The organism is Bdellovibrio bacteriovorus (assembly GCF_041888015.1).
Taxonomy (GTDB): Bacteria; Bdellovibrionota; Bdellovibrionia; order Bdellovibrionales; family Bdellovibrionaceae; genus Bdellovibrio.
Genome location: NZ_CP168968.1, coordinates 2,085,852 through 2,100,118, shown reverse-complemented (window position 1 = coordinate 2,100,118; position 14,267 = coordinate 2,085,852). Strand labels below are relative to the sequence as shown.

Below are 14,267 nucleotides of genomic sequence, written 5' to 3'. Positions count from 1 at the left end.
TAGGGACGTTTCCAGGTCCTAGAAAGAGAAGACCTTCCCACAGCGGCCCGGCATAACCACGTTCTTTTGTTTAAGCACGCGCCACAGGATCTTGGACCCCAACTCGTTATTCATAAGTTCGGGATGGAATTGTAACAGCAAGCCTCGGCCATTTTTAAACTCAGTGGCTTCGGTGACGCCATCATGGCCATGGGCTGCCAGTTGCAAGGGGCCGCCTTCTTTGAATACTACGGACTGATGATGCAGGGAATTCACCGTCATCCTGGTCTGACCTTGCCCCAGTAAAGATGCCAGGATGTTGTTTTTGGTCGGCTTCAGTTCGATCTCGTGCCAGTCATTACCGTGGCTGACTTCGGTGCCGACATGGAAGGGAACATCCTGAATCAGTTTATAGCCCAACGCCACAGATGAAATCTGCGAGCCGCGGCAGACCCCCAGCAGGAAGCCTTTTTCGCGGGTAACATAAGACTTGATCAGTTCGATCTCAAACAAATCGCGAGCGGGAATGGTGTTGCGGGAATGAGTGTTTTGTTTCTTGTAAGTGGAGGGTTCGACGTCATCTCCACCCATCGCCACCATGAAAGGAAATTTTTCTGAAATCTGGGTCAGCAGATCGCGGGTTTCACTTTGCGAAAGCCCCAGATTGGCGTTGATCGGCAGAATGTAAGAACTGTGTTTTCCTTTAGCGAAAATCTTCTGGAAGTTCTCCACACGTTGCGAATTGCGAGTGTAGTCTTTTGGCAGGTTGGCAATTAAAAGCGCGCGTGCCTCGCGGTTGCTTTCCTCCAAAGGCTTAAAGCCGGACATGCGAACTTGGGGCAAACGGCCTTCGAAAAGCTCCATCAATTCAGGATTGCGATCCAGATTCTGTAAATATCTTTGTGCGGCCTGTTCTGGTGTTTCGCCTGTTTTTACGGGCAGAATCAGGGGAGCCAGCGTGTTTCCCGGAGACCATTCATACAGGCGAACCAGCTCAGTGCTGGCTCCGGCAGTGTGGAAGATGAATGTTGCAAGCATTGACAGGAAAAAAGATTTTTTCATGTGTTATTGCCTTTCCGCGGATTCAATCACCCGATAGTTGTCAGAGTTTGAACAGGCACGTCCGAATTTCTTTTCAAGTTGCACTGATGTTTGGGCTAAGCTGGAAACATAGCCCGGACCGCCGTGGCTTTGCCAGACTTGCAGCCATTCAGGGAAGGTGTAAAGGGAGGCGGAAACATTTCTAAGCAGCCTTGAAACCGCAATGTCCACCTGTTTGTCCGTCAACTGACGGTTCTGCTGTTGCAGTTGTTCTTTCAGATTCTTTTTATGATTCTGGAAGTCCTTCAGACCTTTTTTAAAATCAAAATCTTTAGGGGACACATAGGACAAAGCTGCGGCACGATCGGCAGAACCGAGGCTGCCTAAAAGTTGCAGATTAAATTCCTGGCTTTTGCGACGGATGAAGTCGACGCGGCTAAAAAGGAACTGCTCCAGATTTTTAACGGCCACCGCTCCGCCGGTATTATAGCCCAAGGTCACTAGTACGCGTTTGATTTGCGTGTGATCATTGTAGAGATAGCCGGCTTCCTTCAAAAGGGCCGGAATACCGCGTTTTTCAAACTCTGCGGCGACATATTTTTCATTCAGTTTGTGGAAGATTCCGGCATACAGCAAATTGCGCAAAGGGTTTGAAGTCTTGTTCATCAAAGTGCATTTGCTTTCGTTCAGCAGGGGCTTCCAGAAGTTTGTGCGGGCTTGGGTACGAGCCTTCAGCCATTGGCAGGATTTGCGTGAACTTTGATAGATCATGGTTTTATAGGTCGGCAGAACCTGATCCACATCAGCGATGGCTTTGCCGGTCAGTTGCCCGATACCAGCGTCTCCGTTGGGATTTTGAATCAGAGTATGGAATCCACTTTCCATCATCAACTTTGGGAAGAGCCACTGCGGATCAATTTCAAGGCAATCGGTGATAGCGGAAAAAGCCTGGCTCAGAGCCTTGATTTCGCCAGTGCTATAGCGAGGGCGGGCCTGTCCTGGTTGAGGTGCGGCCTTCTCTGTGGTGCATTTAACGAAAAGCTGCGACTTTTCCCCTTCTGCAATGCGCGGGAACGAGGTCGTCAGAGAGTGAGCCATACAGCTGTCAAAGTTTTCTGCAGAGGCCCTGAACGGCATCACACTGATCACAAAAGTGACAAGAGCGGTCTTAAGAAGCGTTATAGAGAATCTGACAAATGGGCCCTGCATATGGCTTTATAAAAGCAAGGCCCACGCCATTAGGTGAGTTCGAGATCCTTTTCGAAAGTGTCGCAAAGTGAGTCAACCACGTCCTCCAGGGCGCCTGTTTTCTCATAGAGCTGGCGTTGGATTTCATAGCTGGGATTCTGCAGGTCTTTCTCAAGGTCCTTCAGGTACTCTGTATAACCCATTTCCGTGGCATCGTCTTTCATCGCGACGAGAAGATCGTTGATATCTTCACGCAGATTTTTCGTCATGCCGTCATTATCAATCAGCACTTCGCAATCCAGTCCGTGACGAGAGGCACGCCATTTATTTTCGCGGATCATCCAGTCATCGGGAGTCTGACGGCGGTAGCCCATGTCCAGACGTTTCTGGATATGTCTTGCCAGCAAATGAATAAATGCGACCAGGTGGGTGGTCTGAAGAATGCCCGGAACACCGTCACAGATGCGGATTTCCAGGGTGCCATAATTAGGGCTTGGACGAATGTCCCACCAGATATCCTTGAAGCTCCCGATGGATTTACTGCGGGTTAACTTCTGCACAATCGTTTCGAAGTCGGCCCAGTTTTCAACTCGGCACGGAGTTCCCCCAGCTGGGTGCGCCTCAAAGACGGTGATACGTGATGAAGCCAGGCCTGTCTCGCGCCCAGTCCAGAAGGGAGAGCTTGCTGACATCGCCAGCATGTGAGGCAGGTAATAAAGGAATTCGTTCATCATGGCGATGCAGTGGTCGCCATTTTTCATACCCAGATGCACATGCAGGCCGTAGATCATCAAGCGCCGGGCAATGTGTTGATTGCGTTCAATCAGATACTCATAGCGATCTGATGGGTAAAAAAGACGATCATGCCATTGCGCGAACGGGTGAGTACCATTGGACGCCAGGCGGGCGTTGTGTTTTTTGCAGATGCGCAGCAGTTCGCGGCTGGTCAGCAGTAGTTCCTGCTCAACTTCCTGAACGTTTTTGCAGATCGGTGTGTCGATTTCCAGCATGCTCTGGAAGATCTCGGGTTTCAGGTGAGGGCTTTGCAGCGACCATTCTTCCAGAATGTCCGGAGAGATGGGATAAAGGTTGCGAGTTTGCGGGTGTATAATTTGAAGCTCAACTTCGACACCCAGCGAGAATAAGTCGGATTTTCCAAACGGAATGGGTTGAGGCTTATTAGTCATAAAATCACCATAGGGAGTTATGACCAGTGGGGCAAATTTTAATGGTGAAAATGTCGGATTTTCATGACTTGCTGCGCTCAAATAGCATTTAAAAATAAAATGGGGGGGCCTTATCGGCCCCCCGGACTCGTGTGAAGGGAACCACCAAACCTTCACTGAGTCGCCCAAATCAAATTTTAGTAATTTCGTTTTCTTGCCTCAACTCGGGCGGGGCTTCTTGCCACCGTTATCCAGAGAGCGTACATCACAACTCCCGAGTAGAAGAGGCAGAACATTGCTACGTCATGTAAGTCTGTCATGTTCTCTCCTTTTACTTTATTCGGCCTTCCTTGGCCTCGGATCTTCGAGGTGCCATCCTAGCGTCCTCTTGTTCCGTTAGTAAGAGCGTCCGTGCTCTTATTGGTATGACAGGGGTAGGTGATATTCGGGTTAAAGAATTTTGCTAAAAATGTGGGCACGAAAAGGTCTAGGTGCTGACCCCGGGTCTAAGTGCATTCTATTGACTCTGAGGGGTGAAAATGATTAATTATTTCTTCCCTCTATTAGATTTTCTTATAGGTGCGCGCCGGTGGTGGAATTGGTAGACACGTACGTTTGAGGGGCGTATGCGCGAGCGTGGGGGTTCAAGTCCCCCCCGGCGCACCATTTTTGATAAAAAAGCTGATTACAACTACGGAAATACTCTTTCGAATTCCTCGAATACTATTGGCATCGACTCGTTAAAATTGAGCCCTATTTTTTCAAACTGATTATTATAAAATATAATGTGAACCCGGCGCCAATAAGCAAGAGAACGATCTCCTTCACCTTCAATATAGGCATGCTCTTCAGTTATCTCATTAAATGGTATAATTGAAACTTTAATTGTTTTTACAATACAAACGGCATTACCAGCCCAATCCGTTACAACAAAAATTTCACCTGACTTCGGTATTTTACTTCCTGTTTTTTCAAAAAACCAAAGAGCGCTGGCAGTTGCTCTCTTGATACCTTTATTAACAAGATCGGCCAGTTCATTCGCATCTTTTTCGTTGTCACAGAATAGATCTGCTATTGGTTCACCTGGAGCTGCCAGACCAAGCGATGAATGATACGCTATCCACATTTGCTTTACTGAATCTTTTAAGGTCATAGCTCACTATTGCAATTTGTAATTACACTGACAACAAAACTAATGCCTCTAATACTTAAAACGAATAGGTTCGCATTGGCTTTCTGATCCCAAAGACCTCAGGCGCACATCAGTCCTTTGCGCCAGCATTTCGAAGCATTTACTCGATCTTGCCAAGCTGTTGCTGCTTTGCCCATTCAAAAAGTGTCCCATTTTTTTCGCAACTTTATGGGGACACTCAAAGAACATGGCTTTCTGTGTAAAATTTGACTTCGCTTTCACGTGCCAGTTACGGTTCTGCCGCACAAACGAAGAATGTTCTTCAAATGACATGACGGGGGACTCATGAAAAGCTTAGGACTTATTTTAGCGGCGGGATTCTTCATTTCTATTTCAGCCCAGGCGGAATATTTAAAACCCGGGAAAATTGCTCAGTTCAAAAATCTGGTGCAGGATCCTTCCTACCAGGGCTATGTGCTTATTACCTATGGAAAAAGCAGCAAGCTTCAGGGAACTCGCTGTGGCAATGCAAGCAGTGAAGTCGATAAAAAAGCAATCCTACTGAATATCAATCGGGACGGTCAGGTCTTCCTGGATAAACCGTTTGGTGGGGACGCGAAGTGGTCTCAAGATGAATGCTGGACGGTGAACATTGGAGTAAAAAACAAGGCGATCACCGATGAACTTAGTAATGATCTGCAAATTGTGGATAGATACTTAACCAACAGTTCGTTGTACTACGGTAAGTACATCTCCAATTCCGGTTCAACTTTAGAAAGTCTCTCCTTAGCCACGATTAAGAAGTTTCTAAATGCCAATTTGACTCTTGTGATGACTCCAGCAATCGAGTTGAACCTCAATAAGGCCTCTCTGGGAACTCCCTTCCCACAGACAATTTTTACTTATTCGCCTGTCGCAATATATGGGTCTAAGGCACACCATTTTGAATGGGAGCCCAGTTTGAACAATGCATACTCTCTTCCGGAAGAAAACCTCAAGGCTTCGGTTGGTTACGCCAGAAAGTTTATGAGTCTGCCTTCTACAGTCAAAATGGTGGAGCTTGGAGGCTGGGCCACAGTTTACACGGAGACTAAGCCCTCCAAACCCAACCGCTCTTGCACTGATCTGAAGACGCATAAATTCATTCTAGATCAGCCTCTTCCCGAGGCGCTTAGTTTTGATCTGAACTTGGATTGTATTCCTCAGTAAATCAAAGAACCTTCGGACTTGCTTTCCTCAGAAAGAAAAACCCGCTGCCTTAAAAAAGACAGCGGGTTTTATTTTTTAGACAATTTCGTTTTAGGGCAGTCTGGCCCGCATACGGACTTTACGGTGACAATCTGTGCTCTTCCTGCGTAGATTTCACAATCCAGTCTTTAAAGTCGGTTACTTTGTCAAAAAAGAGATCGGCGCCTGTCGCTACGAGAGAGCTCCTTTTTGAGTAGGGGTCCCACAATGCGGCTCCGCTGATGGCGGCTATGTTTTTGGCTCCTATTATATCGGAAGTGCTGTCGCCAATGATGATGACTTGGTTTTTGTCAGCAAGCCGCCAATCAAAACGAAGGCTGTTTGCATGAGGTTTTGAGTCAATGGCCGTAGCGAAGCTCAGTGTTGAAAAGTATTCTTCGAGGCGGTGTTCTTGTAAAATCTTTCGAGCCGAATGTTCATCCCTTGCTGTCCATAAGTGCAGGCGGAAGCCACGATTTTTCAATCCGTCCAGGGTCTCTACAACTCCGTCAAATAGTTCATACGAAAACCGCGATGCGACCAGGCCCCAGCTTGAAAGGGCTTCGCTTTGCTTGTCAGGGCAGGTGATTGCAAAGGCCTCGAACAGTCTTGAAAATTCGGGGTGAAATTTCTCAATCGATTCTTGCAGTGGCACGTCTCGGCCCAAAGCGTGAGAGAAGACAATTCGATTGATCTCATAAATGTTTTCTCGAGATTTGATCAGAGTGCCGTCAAAATCAAAGATAATGTCTTTAATCTTGGCCTCTTCAAGTTCGATGACGCGCTCAAGTGAAAGATGATGGAACTTGGCTTGCATTCCCGGGCCAAGCTTCAGGCAAAGCTCAGGATTAAGGGCTTGATTGCCAGCCTCGATGAAATCGAGATTTGGATACTTCGAACGAAAAGACGTGAAGCATTCTTTGACCACAAACTCAGCATGCTCAAAGCCGGTAGGGTAGGAGGTCCCCGGTTTGGGGGAAGGGAGTTCCACGAGGGGAATTTCGTGGCTCTCTGTTTGAAAAGGTGAGTTCAGTCGGAATGTGGATATGGGTCTTCCGTTCACAGGGACTTCGGTTAAGATTGTACCGTGACTGGAAAGGGCGGACTTATAAAAGATATATTCTTCCAAAGTTCCGACTCTGAAGCAAAGGTGATCGCTTTGGAGGGACCTGGCAGGTATGCCCACGTCGGCCAATTTTGCACACAGGGTCTTCATAAACGCCTCGCCAGCGCCCTTAAAATCATCGAAGTTAAATTTTATTGCATTCATGGGGGCTGTTTTGGCATCCCTATAAGTAATTGTAAATTACATAAAAATTACTTAAAATGTGATATATGATTACATATCCAAATCTCTATCATCTTAAGTATTTTGTGGATGCTGTCGCTCTTGGCAGCATTAGCGGGGCCGCTCAAAAGAATTTAGTCACTCATCCGGCAATTAGCCGGGCTATTTCGGCTCTTGAAAAGCATTTGGGAACCCCGCTTCTTGATCATCGAAAAAAGTCCTTTAAGGTGACCGAAGCTGGCTATGTTGTGGTGGAGCAGGCGAAAGTCCTTCTAGCTGCGGCTTCTGAGTTTGAGACCTTAAGTTTGAAGCTCCCGGCGGAAGAGACGGTGGTAATCAAGATAGGCCTTTCGCGGACGCTATCGACGGCGTACCTGAATCCACTTTTGCAGGAAATAAAAAGGAAGTTCCCTCTTTCGACTGTTCAGGTTCGTTTTGGAACAACGAACGAGATTATTGAGGCGGTCGCCAGTGGCTCAGTTGATCTGGGGATGACCATTGGCAGTCAAAGCTTGGCCACGCTGAAGCAAACAGTTGTGAAGAAAGGACAGTTTCTTCTGGTCGAGAGCACGTCAAAAAGTGACAGCGACAAAAGAATAGAGTCGAAGTCCTTTATTTTGACCGAACCACGTTTTGAGACGGAAAAGCTAAGAGCGGGATATAGAAAACAATTCGGCAAGACTCTTCCCACTTTGTTTGAGATCAGCAGTTGGGAAGTGATTGCGCAGCAGGTGCAAAGAGGTTTGGGCGTGGGACTGCTGCCTGATATTTTAGTGAGCAATTGGAAGGCGGGTTCTTTTCGAGTGTTGAAAGCAGCGTGGTTTGATTGTCCCTATGGGATTTACTTGCACAGCCTCAAAGCCCGACCTCAAAGTCAGGTCCTGGAATTTGCCCGAGATATCTTAGCCAGCCGGCGGCCGTAAGCTTCTTTCACAGCCCAAGTGGTTTACGGGCAGCTTGGTAAGGTGGAAAAGGCTTTTTCAAACTGACCCGTTGAGGCGTCGATGCTGATTTCAGCCCCTTTGTTGCATTCTACGGGACCCTTGAAGTTCCAAAACACCCGGCCATTCGCGGCGGGATGTAAAGGGGTTATCAGTTTGGCCCACCAAATCTTGAAAGGAACGTTGAGAGTTTTTTCAGCGGTAGCCTGAGCTTCCTGGTATTCAGTGTGAACCTTAGCTAGTTCCAGTCTCTGAATCCCCACGACTTGGCTGGGTTCGACTTCAAATTCTTTTCTTGCCGTGTATTTGCAGGTTCCGTCTGCTTGTCTGGCATGGTCAAATTTGATGCGAACATCTTTTTCCAAACCATTTTCAGAGCCGATAAAGAGATAGATCCAGCCAAATTGAGAGCAGCCCTGGGCCCACTGTTCCCGTGAATAATTTTGAATAAGCCATAGTTCCGCGTCGGGAAATTTGCTCGATACGACACTGTAGGCTTCTTGTTTTAAGCTCAAAGGATCGCCAATGAAAAATGAATCCTCGGCGTGAGTCGTCAGCGCGAAAGCTATCAATGAGAAAAGAAGTACGACTTTCATGATTACCTCCATAGAATTTCGTAAGGGAGGTGACTTGTCATGTCTATAAGTATCGACCGATGACGTCGTTGCACATGAACATTTCTGCTCCCTCAGTATCTTCGATGGGGAGCGACTGATCGCGCGGGCGGATTGCGGCGTCCGCGCTTTATGTTCAGTCTATGTATTAAAGGGCGGCGGCTTTGAGTGCGGCGATATCAATCTTTTTCATCGTCATCATTGCATCAAAGGCTCGCTTGGCCTTGATGGGATCTGAACTGGTGGTCAGTTCGAGCAGTATTCTTGGTGTGATCTGCCAGGAAAAGCCCCAGCGATCCTTGCACCAACCGCACTCGCTTTCCGCACCACCGTTGTGGACGATGGCATTCCAGTACTGATCCGTTTCTTCCTGGGTTTCAGTCAGAACCATGAAACTGACAGACTCGTTGGGTTTGAACAAGGGGCCGCCATTAAGACCGACAAACTTGCGTCCCAGCACTGTAAACTCAACGGTGAGTTCGGCATCGGCTTTGCCTCCGGGGAAATCGCTCGGGGCTTTATTCACGCGTCCGACGCTGCTGTCGGGGAATGTTTTTGCATAGAAGTTTGCAGCTTTGCCGGCTTCTCCATGGTCAAACCAAACGCAGGTAACTAGTTCCGCCATATTCATATTCTCCAGTCGGGCTGTTTTGCTGTTGGAGTTTATTTTAGAGAGCGGGGAGACGGGGGGCACCAAGTAAATGGGTTTATTGTGCGAAACAAAAGTGCCGGCCCCGGTTGTTTGTGAAGCGGCACAATCAGACGAGAGGCATGGGTTTAGTAGTGTAGTTCTCCACCTGGAAACTTAATAACACGCTCGTTGCCAGGAGCAACGACGAGGGCCCATACCGGGAGCTTTTGCAGGCCGGGTGCTTTGAGCTCATACATTTTTTTGGATCGGACCTCACGCAGACTTAGGATGTAGTTATAAGCCAGTGTGAAGGGGATGTATTCCTTGCGAATACTGACAACTTCAAACTTGTTGTATGCAGCCACCTGCAGGCCTCCCAGTCGCACGGCAGAGGAGTTTACAATATGGTCGCCAACTTGGGCGCGGCCTGTTTGCAGAGTAGGACTTGAAGAAAGTTGATCCGGGATTTGAATAAAATTGCCAACCACAGTTTCAGGGTCGGCCTTGGCACCCACATCAAACTTAACACCGGTGGGCTGCAGACTCTGGCCAAGCTCAATAAGGGAAAGGGAGTAGACCGTATCCACTTTTTTAGAGTCTTTTAAACCATAAACGTCGTAGGAGCGAAGGTAGCTGATACGATAGAAATGCCCTTTGCGAATCTTCGGCTGATTGTATTCAGTAAAGCTCAGGTCCACCGCCGAACCTTTTGGGGGCATGGCGATTTCAGGATAAGCCTCGACCTCATAGAGATCCGCCTTCGCCTGAAGAAGCAGGCGTGGACGTAACTCATTATAGGTGACGGGTGTGGATTTGCTCCAGCCTGTTGCACTTAAGAAAAGGGTTATTAGGAATAGGACTTTTGCCATCGGTAGCAGGGGTGCAGAAAGTATTCCAGAGACTAAAGCGGATTAACTGCCACAAGGGGAAAGGAGTTCTGTTTACTCTCTAGACAGGGCTCCCTGTAGTGTCACAGATAAGGGTGAAAGGTGACTTTTCCTCTGGCGGAAGGGGGAGGCCCCCTTGACGCAATGCCAAAATGCAAAGGAAGGGCAGGAAAGGGGTCTTCTAGACGTGCAAGTTCCTTAAAAAGCTGATAGTTATTAAGGACCTATGACAAATGCAAACAACACCCGCAACAATCCCTATTCCTCCGTAAAACCTGATGTCCAGCTCGCGAAGCAGGAAGAATCAATTTTGGATTTTTGGGATCAGGAAAAGATTTTTGCCAGGTCTTTAGATCCACAAGGCAAGAAGACTTACAGCTTCTATGATGGTCCTCCCTTTGCGACCGGTCTTCCGCACTATGGTCACTTGCTTGCAGGCGTGTTGAAAGACGTCGTTCCACGCTACTGGACAATGAAGGGTTATACAGTTCCTCGTCGTTTTGGTTGGGACTGTCATGGTTTGCCAGTGGAATATGAGATCAACAAGACTCACAAAATTGAAAGTCGTAAAGACGTTTTGAAAATGGGTGTAGCGAACTACAACGACGCTTGCCGTTCTATCGTAAAACGTTATTCCACAGAGTGGAAAACAACGGTGCGCAGAGTGGGCCGTTGGGTGGATATGGAAAATCCATACTTCACTATGGACGTTTCCTTCATGCAGTCCGTCTGGTGGGTGTTCCAACAGTTGTTTAATAAAGGTCTGATCTACGAAGGTTATAAAGTGGTTCCTTATTCTGTAGGGATCTCAACATCGCTTTCCAACTTTGAAGCCAATCAGAACTACAAGATGGTTCAGGATCCTGCGATCACGGTGATGTTTAAGCTGATTAATCAGCCAGACACGGCGATCATGGCCTGGACGACCACGCCTTGGACACTGCCATCCAATCTGGCTTTGGCAGTAGGCCTTGATATCGATTATGTGAAGGTTCTTGAAAAAGCCACGGGTCGCAAATTGATCCTGGCTCAGGCGCTGCTGTCGTCCATCTTCAAAAAAGCGGACGAGGAAGTGGAAGTTCTTCAGATGATGAAGGGCAAAGAACTTGTGGGTCTGACTTACGAGCCCCTTCTGCCGTACTTCGCTGATCGCGCGGACAAGGGTGCTTTCCGCATTATTTCATCTGACCACGTGACCACTGAAAGTGGTACGGGTGTGGTGCATATGGCACCGGCTTTTGGTGAAGACGATTACTACGCCTGTGCGAAAGCGGGCATCCCGATGGTGAATCCAGTGGATGACGACGGCATGTTTACTGCGGAAGTTCCTGACTATGTTGGGAAGCGCGTGAAAGATGCTGATAAAGACATCATCGCTGATTTGAAAAAACGTGGCAGCCTGTTTAAGCAGGACACGATCCAGCATAGTTATCCGTTCTGTTATCGTTCGGATACTCCACTGATCTATCGTGCTGTTTCTTCGTGGTTTGTGGCTGTTGAAAAGATCAAGGAAGAATTGATCGCCAACAACAAGCAGACTTCGTGGGTACCGGATCATCTTCGTGATGGTCGTTTCGGTAATTGGTTGGAAGGTGCCCGTGACTGGGCGATCTCGCGCAATCGTTTCTGGGGAACACCACTGCCGATCTGGAGAAATACTGAAGGTGAAATGATCTGTGTGGGTTCTCGCGCTGAGCTGGAGAAACTTTCCGGTCAGAAGATCGATGATTTGCATATTGAGTTTGTGGATCAGATCACCATCCCGTCGCCAACGGGCAAATCCCCGTTAAAACGTGTCGATGGCGTTTTGGATTGCTGGTTTGAGTCCGGCTCCATGCCATACGCGCAATGGGGTTATCCGGAAACTTCTGTGGAAGATTTCAAAAAAGCCTTCCCGGCCGACTTCATCGCGGAAGGTCTGGATCAGACTCGTGGTTGGTTCTATACATTGTCGATCATTGGAACAGCCCTGTTCAATCAGGCACCATTTAAAAATGTCGTAGTGAACGGTTTGGTCTTGGCTGAAGATGGTCGTAAGATGTCCAAGAGCCTTAAGAACTACCCGGATCCTATGGAGGTTCTGAATCAACACGGGGCCGATGCGCTTCGCCTGTATTTGATTGACTCTCCGGTGGTGAAGGCTCAGGAGCTAAAATTCTCTGAAAAAGGTGTGTACGACATCGTTCGTAAGATCTTGCTGAGATGGTGGAATTCATATTCCTTCTTTGCAAACTATGCCAATATCGATGGCTTCGTTCCCAAAGGGGATGCAAAGAAATCACCAAACATTCTTGACCAGTGGGTTTTGTCCCGACTGAACGCTTTGATTGCCAACACTCACAAAGAGATGGATGCGTATCGTTTGTACAACGTGGTTCCTCACTTGCTTCAATTCATCGAAGATTTGACGAACACCTACATCCGTTTCAACCGCAGTTTGTTCTGGCAAGAAGGTATGCCGGAAACAAAACGTTATGCTTATGAAACTTTGCATGAGGTCCTGACAACATTGTCCCGCCTGATGGCTCCATTTGCGCCATTTATGGCCGAAGTGACATATAAAAATCTGGCACAGGTTCTTCCGAACAAGAAGGATTCTGTTCACCTGGAAAGTTTCCCTGAGGCGGATCTTTCCATGCTTCGTCCTGAGTTGGAAGAGGCGGTGAAGGCCATGGATACCTTGGTGACCTTGGGCCGTAATCACCGTGAAAAGATCGGTGTGAAAGCCAAGATTCCGCTGAATGAAGTTAAGATCATCCACAGAAGTGCTGAGCTGCTGGAAACTTTGAAGAAGTTTGAACCGTTCTTCGTGGACGAGCTGAACTTCCGTAAAGTTGTCTATAATGCCAATGAAGACCAGTTTGTTCAGGTCACGGCCAAGGCAAACTTCCCGGTTTTGGGGAAGCGTCTGGGGCCTAAGATGAAGGCTGTAGGGGCAGGCATTCAGAAATTGTCTTTGGAAAGTCTGTTGAAGCTTGAAAACGGTGAGATCGTGGTTGTGGAAGGTGAAGAGATTCAGCTTTCCGACGTTGAAATCCGTCGTGCTCCAAAAGGCGATAACGCGAATCTTTCTGTGCATCAGATCGTGTCCATCGAGGTGGATCCGACAGTGACTCCAGAGCAGGAACGTGAAGGTTTGGCTCGTGAGATCATGCGTAAGATTCAAGTTGCGCGTAAAACAGCGGACTTCCAAATGGATGACAAGATCACGTTGGATATCGCTTGTGCGGGGGTCTTGTTAGAGGCTTTGGAAGCTCATAAAGAAATGATCACTTCTGAAACTTTGACGAAGAATCTGAACATCATCAATCTGGCGGCAGAGCCTACCGGTAAACACACCGAGACTTCGGATATTGATGGTCAGGTGATCAAAATCGGCGTGACCAATCTTCCGCGCTCATGAACAAGTGGGGTGAGGTTTTCGAGTTTTCAGCCATCGGTCTGGTGAAGACGCCGTTTCGTGACAGATTCGGGGTTCCGCGCCAGCCAGGATTGGCTTCTACGGCGAAAGGGGTGATTAAACTTCACCCTGATCCGGATTTGAAAACCTCGCTGCGCAGTCTTGAAGAGTTCACCCATCTTTGGATCGTTTTTGTTTTTCATGATCACGGCGGTAAAAGCTGGAAGCCCAGCATTCGGCCGCCACGTTTAGGGGGAAATCGCAAAGTCGGCGTGCTGGCTTCGCGTTCTCCGCATCGGCCGAATCCGATTGGTCTGTCAGCAGTCACTATTGAAAAAATTGATCTTGAGGCCGCAGGGGGACCTGAAATCCACGTTGGCGGTGTCGACTTGATTGATGGAACGCCGGTTTTGGATATCAAGCCATATATAGCCTATGCGGATTCCATTCCAGAGGCGGGGGCGGGGTGGGCGTCAGAGCCGATTCCAAGATACCCGGTGATGTTCTCTGAAAAAGCCGAAACGGAAATTAGTCAGCGCGATCCGGGCGGAAGCAAGAACTTAAAGGCGTTGATCATTGAGGTGATGGAGCTTGATCCGCGCCCGGCATTTCAAAAACGACAATCGCCTGCCACAGAGGAAAAATCCTGGGGTTTGCGCTTTGGAATTGAAATTCTGGGTAACGACGTAAAGTATGAAATCACCGAAGCGGGCTTCGTGGTTTATGATGTTTTGGATATGAAGTAACACGTTAAAGAGCTGGACCTCTTTAAT

12 protein-coding genes and 1 tRNA gene are annotated in these 14,267 nt (G+C 48.0%); 5 read left to right on the top strand and 8 right to left on the bottom strand.

Annotated features, from left to right (window positions below):
* Nucleotides 1-18: 18 nt before the first annotated feature.
* The 3 genes from ACES2G_RS10215 to ACES2G_RS10205 all read right to left on the bottom strand — a co-directional run bounded on the left by ACES2G_RS10215 (nucleotide 19) and on the right by ACES2G_RS10205 (nucleotide 3,395).
* Nucleotides 19-1,041, bottom strand: a complete 1,023-nt coding sequence (locus ACES2G_RS10215; RefSeq protein WP_374000092.1) for a gamma-glutamyl-gamma-aminobutyrate hydrolase family protein — start codon at nucleotides 1,039-1,041, stop codon at nucleotides 19-21.
* Between the two features lie 3 nt (nucleotides 1,042-1,044).
* On the bottom strand, nucleotides 1,045-2,118 hold the full coding sequence (locus ACES2G_RS10210; protein WP_347359018.1) for a hypothetical protein: 1,074 nt from the start codon (nucleotides 2,116-2,118) through the stop codon (nucleotides 1,045-1,047).
* 140 nt (nucleotides 2,119-2,258) lie between these two features.
* Nucleotides 2,259-3,395 carry a YbdK family carboxylate-amine ligase gene (locus ACES2G_RS10205; protein ID WP_347359019.1) on the bottom strand — a complete coding sequence of 379 codons (1,137 nt, stop codon included), beginning with the start codon at nucleotides 3,393-3,395 and terminating at the stop codon, nucleotides 2,259-2,261.
* A gap of 562 nt (nucleotides 3,396-3,957) precedes the next feature.
* On the opposite strand from ACES2G_RS10205, the gene ACES2G_RS10200 reads away from it, so the two are divergent.
* Nucleotides 3,958-4,040 (top strand) — tRNA-Leu (locus tag ACES2G_RS10200).
* A gap of 25 nt (nucleotides 4,041-4,065) precedes the next feature.
* On the opposite strand, the gene ACES2G_RS10195 is transcribed toward ACES2G_RS10200, so the two are convergent.
* On the bottom strand, nucleotides 4,066-4,527 hold the full coding sequence (locus tag ACES2G_RS10195; RefSeq protein ID WP_374000091.1) for an ASCH domain-containing protein: 462 nt from the start codon (nucleotides 4,525-4,527) through the stop codon (nucleotides 4,066-4,068).
* A 324-nt stretch (nucleotides 4,528-4,851) separates the two neighbouring features.
* Between ACES2G_RS10195 and ACES2G_RS10190 the strand changes: the two genes are divergently transcribed.
* On the top strand, nucleotides 4,852-5,715 hold the full coding sequence (locus ACES2G_RS10190; RefSeq protein WP_347356703.1) for a hypothetical protein: 864 nt from the start codon (nucleotides 4,852-4,854) through the stop codon (nucleotides 5,713-5,715).
* A 118-nt stretch (nucleotides 5,716-5,833) separates the two neighbouring features.
* On the opposite strand, the gene ACES2G_RS10185 is transcribed toward ACES2G_RS10190, so the two are convergent.
* Nucleotides 5,834-7,003, bottom strand: coding sequence for a VOC family protein (locus tag ACES2G_RS10185; protein ID WP_347356702.1), 1,170 nt, complete (start codon nucleotides 7,001-7,003; stop codon nucleotides 5,834-5,836).
* A 65-nt stretch (nucleotides 7,004-7,068) separates the two neighbouring features.
* On the opposite strand from ACES2G_RS10185, the gene ACES2G_RS10180 reads away from it, so the two are divergent.
* A complete protein-coding gene (locus ACES2G_RS10180) occupies nucleotides 7,069-7,944 on the top strand; it encodes a LysR family transcriptional regulator (protein WP_374000090.1) in 876 nt (291 codons plus the stop codon).
* Nucleotides 7,945-7,967: 23 nt separating this feature from the next.
* Here ACES2G_RS10180 and ACES2G_RS10175 read toward each other — a convergent pair whose 3' ends face one another.
* From ACES2G_RS10175 to ACES2G_RS10165, 3 genes are all read right to left on the bottom strand, one after another.
* Nucleotides 7,968-8,558 carry a hypothetical protein gene (locus tag ACES2G_RS10175; protein ID WP_347356698.1) on the bottom strand — a complete coding sequence of 197 codons (591 nt, stop codon included), beginning with the start codon at nucleotides 8,556-8,558 and terminating at the stop codon, nucleotides 7,968-7,970.
* Between the two features lie 166 nt (nucleotides 8,559-8,724).
* Nucleotides 8,725-9,201, bottom strand: coding sequence for a VOC family protein (locus tag ACES2G_RS10170; protein ID WP_347356697.1), 477 nt, complete (start codon nucleotides 9,199-9,201; stop codon nucleotides 8,725-8,727).
* 152 nt (nucleotides 9,202-9,353) lie between these two features.
* Entirely contained in the window at nucleotides 9,354-10,076 is a 723-nt protein-coding gene (locus ACES2G_RS10165; RefSeq protein WP_374000089.1) for a hypothetical protein, read from the bottom strand.
* Nucleotides 10,077-10,320: 244 nt separating this feature from the next.
* Between ACES2G_RS10165 and ileS the strand changes: the two genes are divergently transcribed.
* Together ileS and tsaA are read left to right on the top strand one after the other, a co-directional pair.
* Nucleotides 10,321-13,497 (top strand): isoleucine--tRNA ligase, encoded by a 3,177-nt coding sequence (gene ileS, locus ACES2G_RS10160; protein WP_347356694.1) that lies wholly within the window; start codon nucleotides 10,321-10,323, stop codon nucleotides 13,495-13,497.
* The gene (tsaA, locus tag ACES2G_RS10155; protein ID WP_374000088.1) at nucleotides 13,494-14,240 is read left to right on the top strand and encodes a tRNA (N6-threonylcarbamoyladenosine(37)-N6)-methyltransferase TrmO; all 747 of its coding nucleotides are present in this window, start codon (nucleotides 13,494-13,496) and stop codon (nucleotides 14,238-14,240) included. Before ileS ends, tsaA begins: the two co-directional genes overlap by 4 nt.
* The last annotated feature ends 27 nt before the right edge of the window (nucleotides 14,241-14,267 follow it).

What these genes read in the sequence shown, in the direction of transcription:
- ACES2G_RS10215 (WP_374000092.1), bottom strand. Translation starts at nt 1,041, where the DNA reads ATGAAAAAATCTTTTTTCCTGTCAATGCTTGCAACATTCATCTTCCAC.
- ACES2G_RS10210 (WP_347359018.1), bottom strand. Translation starts at nt 2,118, where the DNA reads ATGGCTCACTCTCTGACGACCTCGTTCCCGCGCATTGCAGAAGGGGAA.
- ACES2G_RS10205 (WP_347359019.1), bottom strand. Translation starts at nt 3,395, where the DNA reads ATGACTAATAAGCCTCAACCCATTCCGTTTGGAAAATCCGACTTATTC.
- ACES2G_RS10195 (WP_374000091.1), bottom strand. Translation starts at nt 4,527, where the DNA reads ATGACCTTAAAAGATTCAGTAAAGCAAATGTGGATAGCGTATCATTCA.
- ACES2G_RS10190 (WP_347356703.1), top strand. Translation starts at nt 4,852, where the DNA reads ATGAAAAGCTTAGGACTTATTTTAGCGGCGGGATTCTTCATTTCTATT.
- ACES2G_RS10185 (WP_347356702.1), bottom strand. Translation starts at nt 7,003, where the DNA reads ATGAATGCAATAAAATTTAACTTCGATGATTTTAAGGGCGCTGGCGAG.
- ACES2G_RS10180 (WP_374000090.1), top strand. Translation starts at nt 7,069, where the DNA reads ATGATTACATATCCAAATCTCTATCATCTTAAGTATTTTGTGGATGCT.
- ACES2G_RS10175 (WP_347356698.1), bottom strand. Translation starts at nt 8,558, where the DNA reads ATGAAAGTCGTACTTCTTTTCTCATTGATAGCTTTCGCGCTGACGACT.
- ACES2G_RS10170 (WP_347356697.1), bottom strand. Translation starts at nt 9,201, where the DNA reads ATGGCGGAACTAGTTACCTGCGTTTGGTTTGACCATGGAGAAGCCGGC.
- ACES2G_RS10165 (WP_374000089.1), bottom strand. Translation starts at nt 10,076, where the DNA reads ATGGCAAAAGTCCTATTCCTAATAACCCTTTTCTTAAGTGCAACAGGC.
- ileS (WP_347356694.1), top strand. Translation starts at nt 10,321, where the DNA reads ATGACAAATGCAAACAACACCCGCAACAATCCCTATTCCTCCGTAAAA.
- tsaA (WP_374000088.1), top strand. Translation starts at nt 13,494, where the DNA reads ATGAACAAGTGGGGTGAGGTTTTCGAGTTTTCAGCCATCGGTCTGGTG.